This is a genomic window from Alphaproteobacteria bacterium, assembly GCA_004295055.1.
GTDB lineage: Bacteria > Pseudomonadota > Alphaproteobacteria > SHNJ01 > SHNJ01 > SHNJ01.
Window position 1 is genome coordinate 1 of sequence record SHNJ01000034.1, and the last position, 13,440, is coordinate 13,440.

Annotated in this window: 13 protein-coding genes; 4 read left to right on the forward strand and 9 right to left on the reverse strand. The window is 47.7% G+C overall.

The genetic code is table 11. The features are described 5' to 3' along the window. A partial coding sequence (gene bioB, locus EYC62_09200; protein TAH32298.1) for a biotin synthase BioB occupies positions 1-613 on the forward strand: 613 nt, incomplete at its 5' end. 97 nt (positions 614-710) lie between these two features. Here the strand turns inward: bioB and EYC62_09205 are convergent. Continuing rightward, positions 711-1,151, reverse strand: coding sequence for a response regulator (locus tag EYC62_09205; GenBank protein TAH32299.1), 441 nt, complete (start codon positions 1,149-1,151; stop codon positions 711-713). Between the two features lie 262 nt (positions 1,152-1,413). On the opposite strand from EYC62_09205, the gene EYC62_09210 reads away from it, so the two are divergent. Together EYC62_09210 and EYC62_09215 are read left to right on the forward strand one after the other, a co-directional pair. After that, complete coding sequence (locus EYC62_09210) at positions 1,414-2,325, forward strand: N-formylglutamate amidohydrolase (GenBank protein TAH32300.1); 912 nt, start codon at positions 1,414-1,416, stop codon at positions 2,323-2,325. Positions 2,326-2,421: 96 nt separating this feature from the next. After that, positions 2,422-3,237 (forward strand): hypothetical protein, encoded by an 816-nt coding sequence (locus EYC62_09215; protein TAH32301.1) that lies wholly within the window; start codon positions 2,422-2,424, stop codon positions 3,235-3,237. Position 3,238: 1 nt separating this feature from the next. Here the strand turns inward: EYC62_09215 and EYC62_09220 are convergent, their stop codons facing one another. Further along, positions 3,239-4,270, reverse strand: a complete 1,032-nt coding sequence (locus tag EYC62_09220; GenBank protein TAH32302.1) for a glycosyltransferase family 1 protein — start codon at positions 4,268-4,270, stop codon at positions 3,239-3,241. A gap of 115 nt (positions 4,271-4,385) precedes the next feature. Beyond that, positions 4,386-6,404, reverse strand: a complete 2,019-nt coding sequence (locus tag EYC62_09225) for a type IV secretory system conjugative DNA transfer family protein (protein ID TAH32303.1) — start codon at positions 6,402-6,404, stop codon at positions 4,386-4,388. A 174-nt stretch (positions 6,405-6,578) separates the two neighbouring features. On the opposite strand from EYC62_09225, the gene EYC62_09230 reads away from it, so the two are divergent. Next, a complete protein-coding gene (locus EYC62_09230) occupies positions 6,579-7,739 on the forward strand; it encodes a type II/IV secretion system protein (protein ID TAH32304.1) in 1,161 nt (386 codons plus the stop codon). Here the strand turns inward: EYC62_09230 and EYC62_09235 are convergent, their stop codons facing one another. From EYC62_09235 to EYC62_09260, 6 genes are all read right to left on the reverse strand, one after another. Further along, complete coding sequence (locus tag EYC62_09235; protein ID TAH32305.1) at positions 7,740-8,750, reverse strand: hypothetical protein; 1,011 nt, start codon at positions 8,748-8,750, stop codon at positions 7,740-7,742. A gap of 8 nt (positions 8,751-8,758) precedes the next feature. Then, positions 8,759-10,276: a TrbI/VirB10 family protein gene (locus tag EYC62_09240; GenBank protein TAH32306.1), complete on the reverse strand. Its 1,518-nt coding sequence runs from the start codon at positions 10,274-10,276 to the stop codon at positions 8,759-8,761. A 142-nt stretch (positions 10,277-10,418) separates the two neighbouring features. Then, positions 10,419-11,168: a hypothetical protein gene (locus EYC62_09245; GenBank protein TAH32307.1), complete on the reverse strand. Its 750-nt coding sequence runs from the start codon at positions 11,166-11,168 to the stop codon at positions 10,419-10,421. Then, on the reverse strand, positions 11,135-11,842 hold the full coding sequence (locus EYC62_09250; GenBank protein ID TAH32308.1) for a hypothetical protein: 708 nt from the start codon (positions 11,840-11,842) through the stop codon (positions 11,135-11,137). Before EYC62_09250 ends, EYC62_09245 begins: the two co-directional genes overlap by 34 nt. A gap of 170 nt (positions 11,843-12,012) precedes the next feature. Then, positions 12,013-12,765 (reverse strand): hypothetical protein, encoded by a 753-nt coding sequence (locus EYC62_09255; GenBank protein ID TAH32309.1) that lies wholly within the window; start codon positions 12,763-12,765, stop codon positions 12,013-12,015. A 213-nt stretch (positions 12,766-12,978) separates the two neighbouring features. Further along, a complete protein-coding gene (locus tag EYC62_09260; GenBank protein TAH32310.1) occupies positions 12,979-13,437 on the reverse strand; it encodes a hypothetical protein in 459 nt (152 codons plus the stop codon). Positions 13,438-13,440: the final 3 nt, after the last annotated feature.

The following is a 13,440-nucleotide window of genomic DNA, read 5'->3' on the forward strand; positions in this document are numbered from 1 at the left end:
TCGCGTATGCGAGATGGTAAAAGGCGTCAGCGACATGGGCATGGAAGCCTGCGTCACGCTGGGCATGTTGAATGAATCTCAAGCACAGCGCTTGGCCGATGCCGGATTGACCGCGTATAATCATAATTTGGATACTAGCCCCGAATTTTATGGCGAGATTATCACCACACGCGATTACCAAGAACGTCTGGATACGCTGGCGCATGTACGCAAAGCGGGTGTGACGGTTTGTTGCGGCGGCATCATCGGCATGGGTGAAAAAATCACCGACCGCGCGCATATGTTGCAAATCTTGGCAACCATGAATCCACATCCGGAAAGCGTGCCGGTCAACGCGTTGGTTGCGGTCAAGGGCACGCCGCTGGAAAAACAAAAACAAGTCGATCCGATCGAATTGGTGCGCATGATCGCGGTTGCGCGCATTTTGATGCCGCGCGCCCGTGTGCGTTTATCGGCAGGCCGTAGTGCATTATCGCGCGAAGCACAAATTTTGTGCATGATGGCCGGCGGCAATTCGATTTTCTATGGCGAAAAATTGCTGACCACCGCAAACAACGATGCGCTGGCCGATCAGGAATTGATCCGTGACGCGGGATTGAAAGTCGCCGCGTAACGCACTACAAATATATAAATTTAAAAGGCGGCCATTGATTGGCCGCCTTTATGTTTTCTCAACCGAACCTACCCCGAGTTGGGGTCTGATGAAAAATCTAATGCGCCTTGCGCCGTTTGCCGTGCGGTTTCAGTTCAACCACTTTCTGATCGGGCTTATGTTCCGGTTCCGGTGGTAATTCGGTACCGGTGACGCGCGCAACTTCGCTGACCAGTTCCCGCAAATTGAACGGCTTGGACAGCAAGCAGGCTTTGGATTTCGGATAATCTTTATCTTGTTTTGCAACTTGGGCAAAGCCGGATACAAACATGACCTTTACATCCGGATTATTTTTCCAGGCGAGTTTCGCCAATTTCATACCGTCAAGACCGGGCATGACGATGTCCGTCAACAATAAATCGTATTTCTTGCTTTTCAGTGCCTGTGCAGCTTCGTGACCATCGCTGACCGGCCAGACTTTGTGTCCGGCGTTTTCCAGCAGGCGGGTCATTACCGCACGCATCGGCATATCATCTTCCGCAATAATGATATTGGCCATGTTTATTTGCTCTCCCTTGTCTTACAGTGATCCTGGCTTTTGACAAAGACGGGCAACCTAATTCGGTTATCCTTTAATCAGGATAAGGCGTGAATGGTTAACAAAGGGTTGTGAAAGCCGTTTTTTTATATTGCATACAGGCTCTGTGGCAATCCTAGAACAACCCATATTTTTTCATTATATTTCAAATAGTTATTATATTGTCTAGCAATAGCTTAACGATGGATCATGTTAAAAATGCCAAAATACCGGCGGAATTTTAATGTGCCCGCGCTATACTATAGGAAATACCAGCAAAGCAACCGAGATGACCCTACCCTATTTATTGCAAAAACCGGCGGTTCAAGCCGTTCCCATCATTCTGACATCCCCCCATTCCGGCACCATCTATCCGCCCGAATTACTGGAATTATCGTGTCTGGAATTACAGGATTTGCGCAAATTGGAAGATTGCTTTGTCGATGAATTATGGGAATTCGTCACCGCGCGCGGCGCCCCATTATTGGCGATGAATTATGCCCGCGCCTATATCGATGTTAATCGCGATGCGCTGGAACTGGATCCGAATATGTTTCGCGCGCCATTGCCGGTGCGCACAGTGCATGATTCCGGGCGGACCAGGGCCGGCTTTGGATCTATCCCAAAATTGGCAGGGCAAAATTTAGAAATTTATTCCGATAAACTGCCGTTTGTCGACGTGTTGCGCCGGATCGATTCGATTTACCGGCCATTCCATAATGCGCTGTCCGACCTTATTACATCAATACAAAATCAATATGACAATTGTCTTTTATTAGACTGTCATTCCATGCCGAATATAGCGGCGCCAATCGATAATAATAACTACACAGCTTTTGACATAGTATTAGGCGATAGGCATGGACGAAGCTGTAAATCCGACACATTGCAAATGATCGAAAGCGCATTTCTGAACGCTGGTTTTACGGTAAAACGCAACGATCCTTATGCCGGCGGATATATCACGCAAATATATGGCCAGCCGAACACCGGCATGGAAGCGGTGCAGATTGAAATCAATCGCCGTCTTTATATGAATGAAGATGATTTCACCAAGAACGATTTATTCGATCAGACCCAGAAACGTTTGCACCATGTCTGGGATTATGTAATGCGGCAATTTGCGCAAGACACACAGCTGATCGCCGCCGAATAGATACAAAGTCCAACGGTCATATATTATTAACCTTTGCGGCCCAAAATAGAATGATTGGCACGGAATTTGCCACATTACCTATGGCAAAGGATCATAATGAACGCGAAAAGCATCATATATTTTATTTCCTTGGGCCTGTTTTTGGGGACCATAATTACCGCTACGCCAGCGATGGCGGAAGTGTTAAGTACTTCTGAAAACAGCAAAATTTGCGCTTCGGCAATTGCCCACGAAGAAGTGGCGAGCCAAATTCCAAAGAATGTTTTAAAAGCTATCGCGCATACAGAATCCGGCCGGTATGACAAAAAAAGCAAGGCATTTTCTGCCTGGCCATGGACAGTCAATACCGGCGGCAAAGGGTATTTCTTCGACACCAAGTTAGAGGCAGTAAATTTTGTGCGCGATCTGCAATCGAAAGGCGTGAAGTCGATCGATGTGGGTTGCATGCAAATCAATTTGCATCACCATAAAAACGCCTTCCAAAATCTGGATGAAGCGTTTGATCCAAGCACCAATGTGGCTTATGCGGCGGAATTTTTGACCAATTTGCATAATGACAGCAAATCCTGGTTAAAAGCGATTGGCGATTATCATTCCGCCACCCCATATTATCATGAAGAATATAAAAAACGCGTGCTGGCGAGATTGGATGACATCAACACCGGCAAGAAACTGGTTCAAGAAGTTAAAACTGCCGTATACCGGCCCAAGACCTATTACAGTTCCACCGCAGAATTGCGGCAAACGGTGCGGTTCACCGGCCTGACCATTGTCGAGGCCGATGCCAAACGCAAAGAAATGGTTATGAAAGCCTGGCAGGAACGCCAACGCAAATTATCGGCCAAATTACCCAAAGTATATCGCCCGATGCAAGTGGCCAGCGCCAAACCAGCTGGCAATTCCACCCGCTAAATTATTTTAAAACTTCATCCGCCCAAGCATAATCATGGCTGTATTTCATGCCCATAACGGTTTCGACCATGAATTGCGTTACTATGTGGCTCGCGAATAATTTGTGATATTGTTTCCAACCGGCTTCGGCGACAGCGCGGCGATGGGCATCGTCCGCTTTAAATTGCATGATTTTTTTTCCAAGCTCGTCAAAATCGTTGAAAAACACGACTTGCGATTCATTGAAAAATTTGTCGAATCTGATGCCGCGCGGCTGAAACGTCAGCAAACCATTGCCCATCAAACCGGCGCATCGGTCGGAACAATATAAATACACATCATTCCGGCGGGATAAATTCAATCCCATGCGCGCCTTGTTTTGAATAGTATCCAAGAATCTTCCACCCAGTAAATTCGGCGCGCCTAGCATGCCATAATAATCGATTTTTATATCGGGATAATTGGCCAATAAATGCTGAACCGCTACCACACGCGGATCGCTGTCCGATACCGCACCGCCGATACATTGAAACACGTCGAATTCCTGCCCGGTTTTTTCAAACACCCGGCCGGAATCTATGCCGATATCGGTTGGATTCGGAATAAAACTGACAATATTCTTGGTTGTTTTAAACTGTTTCAATCCTTCGCCACCGGTCGTTATAAAAATCGCATCGGCGACATCCATACGATCCTTGATGGCGGCAACATTGTTGGGCGTGAATAAAGGATCGAAATTATAAACGATAATTTTAGTGTTCTTATAATTGCGGCGTACTTCGGCCAGCGTATCGCTGCGAATAATATCGGCGTGTGCCAATAAAATAATATCGGGCAACAAATTATCGACTGCCTGCAAAAATTTTCTATTGGTCGCGCCCACGCCCATTTTTCGGCTGCCAAACGGATTCGAAGCGCGGGAAATATCGCGATCGCTGAAATCCCACACCAAATGATTGGCGCGGATCAAACCGCTTGTGATGCGGCGATCCGAGTTATAACACCATAGACCTAAGGATTTCTGGGCAAAATTGGCATCAAGAAGAATACGCATGATACTGGATAGTCGTTAGTGGATAGTAGCTAGGAAGATCTTGCAAATATATAGACGAGAAAACCGATACAAGACAGGGAAATATTCCCTATCCACTGATCTCTAACACTACCCACTATTGAGCCGCTTGTTCAATTTGTTCCTGCGGAATTTCAATATAGCCTTCTTCTTTCAGGCGTTTTTCCACCATCCATTGCGGCATTGGAGGCGCTGGCGGATATTTACCGCCATTTTCCGGATTAACCAGGTGTTTGAACTTCGGATGTTTAAAATAATATGGCGTATCGCAAACAATCGGGAAACGCGAATAGTTTTGATATAACAGAACGTGCGTGCCTTTTGGCTGCGTCATAAAATCGTTGATACCGTATAGCGGCTGGTTTTTCCACGATACCGTCCGGTTGACCGCAAACGGGTTGGCGTTTTTCGACAAGCCTTCGGTCCGGGAATCCGACCAATCGCGGGCGGTCATACCACCGATCATTTTGGAAAAACGGTCCGCGGTATTTTCGTTATTCAGCGGCAAGATAATTTTCGCCGCAGTCGTCGAAATAATGGTTTCGGTCTGGTCTTTGCCATACACCGCCGCCACCTGGCCCAAATCCTGGCCAATCATCAAATAGCACACTTTCTGGCCGCGGCCGACCGCCGGACCGTCGATCAACGCCTGCAATTTAGGCATCTGCGGGAATTCGTCGAGAACGAACATCACCGGATATGGACCAACCGGTTCGCCATTGCGGGTGCGGCTGTTTGGACGGTGGGCCACCAAAAACGCCGACAAAGTTTCGACCAGCAAACCGGTAATAACACCCAAAGCCTTTGCGTCTTCCTGATTGACGCATAAATACAAAGTCAGCGGCTTCATTTTGCCGTCAACAGGATCTTTCATTCCGCGCACATCGAGGAAGGCAAAATCGCTTTTGCAAGTGCGTGCGCGCACGGCCGAGTTTTTAAAGATGTTCAAACCGGCATCCATGGTCGATAGAATCGATCCGCGTTCTTTATCCGGTGTGTTGGCCAATTGGGTCAATTCCAAAACGCATCGCGGCGCATAACCGTTATTGCGCGCTTCTTTTACCGCCATCAGCATATAATTTTTAATAGGATCGGCAAACAAAGCCGCGTTTGGATCTTCCTGGCGCAGACGTTCAATTTCATCCTGTGCCGCCAATGTCGCCTCGGTAATCCAATCAAGCAGCATCGGCAAGCAGGCTTCTTCGCCATACCATTGTTCCGGAATGCCGTCATAATTGCCGGTTTCAGCCTTGGATACCAGAAAGTGAATGAAACCGGCCAAGGCGGCACGGCCCTTTTTGGTCCAGTGAGGATCGGCATCGCCCTTTGGTTCTTCGATAATAACGTTAACCAACCGGTCGATATACAAGTCGCGGTTTGGACCCATCTCTGGAATTGATTTCGGCGATAATGGATTCCAACGTGGATAAAAAACACCTTCTTCCGGACGATCCGAAGCCGCCCATTCCAGACGCAAACATGTGCTGAATTTCGAGCGATAACCCGACGTAATATCCGCCAATTCCGGCTTAACGTCATTAATTACCATCGATACTTGATCGCAACTGAAAATGGTGGGAACAACGATACCGACCGTTTTACCGGTGCCGGGAGGCGCAACGCATAAAGCCGACAAGGTTTCGCTGAACATTAAAATCTTGCCCTCGAACATACCAAGGACCATGATCCAGCCGCTGAACAATCCCATTTCCTTGACGTCTTCCGCCCGCGCTTTACGCGCACCCCCAACGTGCATCGGGTTAAAGGTATAAGGGTTGGAACCGATTCCGGTAAACAGAACGGTCAGGAATAAAATGAATGGCATTAAAAAGCCAAGCGGTGGAAATGAATCCTGCGAGCTGACTGTAGCAACCCAATTGCGGTACTCGTTAAACCAAAATAATCCGCCGCCTGGGGCTGGGGCCAATAAGTTGCCAAAATAATCGTGCAACACCCAATGAACCATCCGTTTATTAAAACCCTGATTCACCATCATTTCGATAGGGTAACCCAATGGCAAAGTCACCAATAGCACGATAAACGCCCACAGGACGCTCAACTGCACCCAACGGACGGCTTTATCCTTTTCGGTTTGATAAATTCTGGACTGGCTCACATTAATTCCTTTGTATCAAAACCCTTACTTACATCTAAACCCTTATTTATAAAGGATTATTTACGAGGGTATATAGTACCATATCCTTATAAAAAATTCTTAAACCAAATACGTAAAAAAGTAAACAAAAATTTATGATATTCCAGTATCTTAGCTTTTATATAGGATGTTCCAATGTTTCTTGAAGGTTTCGAGACCGCCAAAGATTACCTCGATAATTTTATCGACCGCGCTTTGAAGGGCCGGGTTTCCGATATCCATATGGAAAATCGGGGGGCCGAAGGCATTATGCGCGTGCGCATCGAAGGTGAAATGCGCGAATGGGCGCGTTTTCCGCTCGACCGGATGTCGCTGTTAATTCGCCGGATTAAATTTATCAGCGGACTTGACCCGGAACATAGCGGCCGCACCGGCGAAGGAAGATTCGAATTCGATCTGAACGGCCAAAAAATCGTTATGCGTTTAAGCGTTCTGCCGACACAAGGGTCGGACGATTTGGTTATCCGTATTTTGGGATCCGCGCCAGATATATTTGGATTAAAACAATTAAATTTTGACGACACTATTCGCGAAGGGTTGGAATTTTGCGTCCATAAATCGATGGGTTTGATTTTGGTCACCGGCCCAACAGGTTCCGGTAAAACATCGACCCTGTATGCCGCAATTCAAGAAATCAACGACGGCAGCAGAAAAATCATCACTGTCGAAGATCCGATTGAATATAAGGTCCAGGGCCTTAGCCAGATTAAAATGGACCCCAGATACAATGTTACTTATGCCAATGTATTGCGCGGCGTATTGCGGCACGATCCAGATGTGATTCTGATTGGCGAGTGCCGTGAATTGGAAGCTGCCGAAATTGCCGTCGAAGCCAGCATGACCGGCCATTTGGTGTTGACCACATTGCACACCAATAACGCCGTATCCAGTATTTTACGGATGATCAATTTGGGCGTGCAAGAGATTGATGTTAGCAACAGCCTTACGGCTGCTTATGCGCAACGCCTGATCCGAAAATTATGCGACGATTGCAAAAAAGAAACCCCAGTGCCAGAAGCCTTAAAAATTGCACTTGGTGGCAAAGCGCCAAAACATATTTATACGCCTGGAACCTGCGATGCGTGCGGTCACACCGGGTTTAAAGGCCGGATGCCGGTTGGAGAATTATTGATTATCGATGACGATGTGCGCGATGTGATTATCGCCCAACCGAATTTAAGTTCGCTGAATAAAGTCGCCAAGCAAAAAAACATGCGCACCATGTTGGAATACGGACTGCAATTAGTGGCTAAGGGCGAGTTGGATTATATGGATGTCCTGCATTCGGTAACGTAATTACCGCAATACATCCCGCAAGACATCTTCGACCATATCGGGCACTTCGACGCCGGTAATAATCCGCTGGCCGGACGAACGGTCGATTTGCACAATACGGCCAAAGGCCATCGAGATGATCTCAATCGCCGCCTTGGGATCCAGATTAATATCGTTTTGGGTCAGGTTCTGCCAGAATGCCTTGATTGCCATTTGCGGGGAATCCGCGTGAATGGTCGCGAAGAAATTCGAATGGCCTGTGGTCATCAAACGATAAATGCTTTTTACGTTGCCGACCGAAATCTCGCCGCAAATAATCGCATCCGGCGTCAAACGCACCACCGAATCCAAAATATGCGAATAGCTGACTTGGTTAGCGCTGGAAGTCCGCGAGATAATCAAATGCACCCGGTTGACGTGCGGCAACAATACCTCGCGCGTGTCTTCCACCGTGATAATGCGGCGGTTTTTTGGAATGAATTCCACCAAAGCATTTAAAAATGTAGTCTTACCGGTTGCTGTTGCACCGCTGATTAACACCGCTTCGCCATGTTCGACCGCACCAATCAAATCTTCGTATGGCGTTTCCGCATATTTGCGGCGCTTCACCGCATGGTCGGGCAAATCCGACAACTCCTCGCCGGGACGCAACATATAATCGGCCAGAGAAAATTTCTTTTCTTTCTTAAAACAACGGATACAAATCGCCATGCCATGCGTATCGGCGATTTCATAACGCACGTTTGGGCCAATGATGGCTTGAAAACGGTGGCCGCCCGGCAATGTCGCCGCCAAAATCGGTACGCGGTCACGGTCAAAATCCTGTTCGGTAATATTGGCCAATAACCGGCAAAGCGAAAGTATGTATTTATAGGTTATTTCCGGCGCCTGTTCCGATTCCCAGCCCTGCCCGGTTTTTGTCCAGACCTCGTTAGGGCGATTGATCGCAACTTCCTCGATGCCAGGACGCTCGTAGTAAAGCGATAAAGGCTTTAAGGCTTGATGTAAAAGTTCATTGCCTAAACCGGTCATAAATCACGTTACGGCGCATAGCCGGGCTGCGCTCCACGATTAGGGGTTGGAGGCGCAGGTACGGTCCGCGGAGAAGGATTAGGTTGCGCGCCGATCGGTTGCTGTTGTTGTGGCACAGGTGGCGGCACCGCTGTTGCCACTTGTTGATTGCCGGGCTGCGGAACGGCGCCTGGAACACCAACCAAGTTAAAGCCCTGCAACATAATGTCGCGGGTTGGCATAATATAAAATCTGGTACCGCCAGGAATGGTAATGATCGGCGCCAAGTTCAAATTTTCTTCAACAAGACGTTGCGAAATATAGGACAAATCTGTCGCAAAGTTTTGGTAGGCTTGTTCTTCCGCCGATAGAGTTTGCGAAGTGGTTACGTTACCCGCACCATCGCTGCTGATGATAGTTTCCGGGGCGGTGGCATAGGTACCAACCGCGTTGATCAGGCTGATCAATAACGGTCCTGCGAAACGGTCAAAATAACGATTATCGACATCGCCAATTAAACCCAAACGCCCCATCGGATCGGCGGCTGGATCGCCTTCAATCGCAATCGCGGCGCCATCCGGACGCATTACGCGGACAAAACTGGCTTTTAATCTGGTATCGCCCTGACGGCTTAAGGATTCATAAACGCCTATGGCGCGGCTTCCGGCCGGGATTAATACAAACCTTCCGTCACCGCCATAAACATGGTTTTCAACCACGCCGACAATACGTCCACCAGGCAATTGCGAGTTGATCGTATTTTCCAGCACTGCCGGAATATATTTATCCGCAGTTACAAGGCGCGAACGATCCACCGGTAAAGTGGAAATGGTGGGAGTAAATCCAATCGGAGTATAATCCTGGTCTTTAGTAATAATATTGTTTGGATCGGCTTGAGGATCTATCTCGCTGTCAATTACCATCATTTGTCCGCCGCGACGCTGGCGATACATAGAAACAGCATTTTCCAAGGCCGGCGATGGCGCGTAAACGGTTGGCGGCGGCGCTGGTGGAGCAACAGGCTGCATCGCCTTCACCGCGACTACGGGGATAAAAGCGGGTGGGTTATCGCCTTCCGGCGTAATGACAACTTCGCCTTGAATTTCACCGCCAGCCTGAATAGGCACAAAAATCAAATTGATGTCGCAACTTTCGCCACGACCCAATACTTTGGCGGAAGACGCCGAAGACTGCAAACATGATCCAGCCGCGTTCAATTCGGTTGGATCGGCATCCAATCGAACTTCATTGATGGTTAAAACCTCTTCGCCTTCGTTGGCAATAGTAATAGTCTTTGTCTCGCTGCTGCCCGGCAATAATGGCCCCATGCGAATGCTGGATGGACGAACCACCATTTTTGCCGGCTTTAAAGTTTGAATGACTGCTGGCCCAACGGGAGAGGTGGGAATAGCGGCATTGCCCTCTTGCGCGGGCGGAGTTGGCGCTTCCGCCGGTTTTTCTTCGTCTTTGCCGCAAGCGGTAAGCGTCAACACAAAGAACAGAGCCAATGTAAGACCAAATTTCGATAGAGATGGGGAAGAGAACATGCCGGGAAAACCACGAAGTAGATAAAGATGGAAAATTATAATCCAATCAAAGACATTTTACACAGCAAAAAGTAAAAAAACACCGGGGAATACGGTCCATCAACAGGTTTTTAGCGATTAGAGATCAAAATATAAGAATCTACTAAAGTGGCTCACCTATCTCCCCGTTAGGGATTCCATTTGGGTTATTACCGCCACCCCCGCCACCGCCATCGCCGGGAAAAGTGCCCCGATAAATATAAACCCCGATTTGATTGTTGTTATTGCTAACAATTGTTTCAGGTGTCAGTTCATTGTCTGGAAAAGCCGCACGAACCTGGCTTAGCACCGCGGCAAAATGACTATTATCCGCGCTTGCCTGTATCTGGGCAAAAACACCATTGCCGTCCACTTTTTGATATGTCCAACGGCTAAAACCGGATACAGATTTCAAATTAAAAGCGGACTCATTGGTATCAAAGGCATATTTATTTGTTCCTTCACACCAAATATTTTTTAAATCGGCGGATAAAACCGCGCCACCCTGCGCGGCCGATCCCAAAGAACAACTTCCTGCGGTGTCATCATTGGCCAATTCCTTGCACCCGGGATACTGTAGATAAGGCTGATCGGCAACAGGCTGTGTAGCGGTTACATTGCCTGAATTCATTCTGGCGGCACAGCGGCGGATTACATTACGAATAATTTCCGCCTGTTGCACCACCGATGTGCCCTGGGTCGTTTCATCGGCGGTTACTTGATCTTGTTGCGCCGTATAAGTGGCGATCGCAACGCTGATACTTAGCAGAGCGATAAGCCCAATAATCATGGCAACAACGCCAAATCCGGCGTTGGCCGGTTTTCTATCCGCGTTGCTGTTTATTTTGCCAACCAAACTTGCAAAGTATTGCATATGCTGTTCCCCACACATGGACTGACGTTAATTTTGCCGTCGTTCGCATCATCGCCATTTCTGATTAAAACCTGGGCTTCGTTCGGTCCGAATTTGTCCCGGACCTTGCGCAACACCCAGTCGGTATCGGTCGAACTGGTGCGCCCTTGGGTTGTAATTAACAACGAAACGCCCTTATATGCATCATTCGAATCGCCTATAATAGCGTATTTCCAGGGTTCAAATCCCGGGATAGGATCGGGAAAGAAATTACCTTCGGAATTATCCCAAACCGAAGCGCTGCTAGGCGACAGACAACGTAAATTTTTGGCATTAGCAATTATAGGATTGCTGGTCGAAACATTGGTGCAATATCCATCGGCAGTATAATTGGTGTTGGCCTGAGTTCCACCCTGAGTCGTATCATCGCATGCCGGAAACCGTTGATAAGCGGTAGGCCCCACGCCGCTAGTTTGCACTTGTACCTCGGTCATACACAACAGTATATCGGACCGGATCTTCGATGCCTGGCCATAAATTTTGGATACTTGAATATCGTTATTTTGCACGCGGGTATTGCTGCGGCTGCCGACACTGATCGCCGTAGTCAGGGCCGCCAAAAGCGCAATGGACATGAGGATATAGGCAAAGGCGCCGAATCCAGCTTGGTTTTTATCATTAGCCTCTAAAATCATTATTTTCCCCATTTTTAAGCCTAACATTCGCATCTTAATACAATATTAACATAAACTTGATTTAAATCCGGCAAGATACGAAATATTGTTTATTTTCAGTGATTTTAACGTGTTCCAAGAAAAAAGGGGCCTGAAATCAGGCCCCTTTCTAGATAACGTGGTATGGAAAACTATTCCGATACGACTTTGTACCAGAGATATTCCCGAGCATCGTCAGCAGCGCCAGCGTCCAATTGAACGCAGGCTTCTGGCCATGCTTGCAATACTTGGCCGTTGATGAAATCCGCACCAACAGGAAGCGTTACTTCTAAGGTTGTACCATCGCCTTCCAAAATTGCGCCAACAGCAGCCAAAGTAGTTGCGGTGACCAATAAAGGAGGATTGGCGGTTAATAACATACCATTCACTTGGTTGTTGATTTGGCGGCAAACATCCAATTTCAAATCACCAATTACCATAACAGCGCTCGCGCCCGTGCTAGCACCTCCCGTGAAAGTGCCCACGCCAGTAACGTTTACACTGCGTAATAGGTGATAACGGCTAAAGTTGTTGGCATTGGCGGTATGGAATGCCTGCGTGCTGACTTGTTGTACGGTAGTACCGCCCTCGGTTGTGTGATACAAACAGGTGGTATTGGCTGGGAAGTTGTTATTATCGCAATTATTGAGCTGATCGTTAGCAGCATTGGCGGTAATCGAGGTTTTATCCGTGCCGTTGGCAACCATACGTTCGAAACCGGAACGCAAGTTAGCGCCTTGTTGTAACAGGGTCGATGCTTGAACGCGCGCTTGTTCGCGACCGGACTGGGTCGAAGAACCGCGGCTGGCGATTGCGATCGCCGAAACGATTGCGGCAATCAAAATGACGGCCAGCAAGATAGTACCAATCGCGAAACCGGACTGGCGGTTGATGGTTTTGGACATGAATTTCCTCCGTGCTGTTAAAAACCAAACTGTTGAAATCTCCCTATAAACTCGCAAATTCGTGATTACAGGGTAATAAAATTCGTTGTATTACCTATAAATATAACACAACTGTGACCAAAATGTCAAATATAATCACATTTTATTCACAAAATCGTGAATAAAAAGTTAATTGTTTGTGATTTCTGAAGGTTAGATCAAGAAAAGAGAGAATTAATTTTTAATATTAATTTCCCGGCGAACGGCCGACATCACGATGCGGTATTTAACCCGTTGGCATCCATCACCCGCGCACATTTCAACCGTAGTCCAACGGGCATTAGGTATGGCCGTCATAATATCATAAATGGAAATCAGCCATTCATAATAAGCGGCCAAGTCGGACGCTTCGGTAAAAATGGATTTGGATGGCGAGTCATACCCGACTTTTAATTGTGGATGCATCTGCCGGACCATATCCGCCACTTTTTCATATTCTTTTTGATCGATCGGAACGTCTTTTACCTCGACCGACGGCGGCGCAGTTGCCTCCGCCACTTGCAAAGACTGGCGCGATGTAACCAGCAATCGCGCCTCGTTCACCGATCCCAGAATCAACACGGCTGTCAGGCCCCATACGATCATGGTTGCGCCCGATGCGCCAGCCTTAGCAATGGATTCCATTAAACTCATATA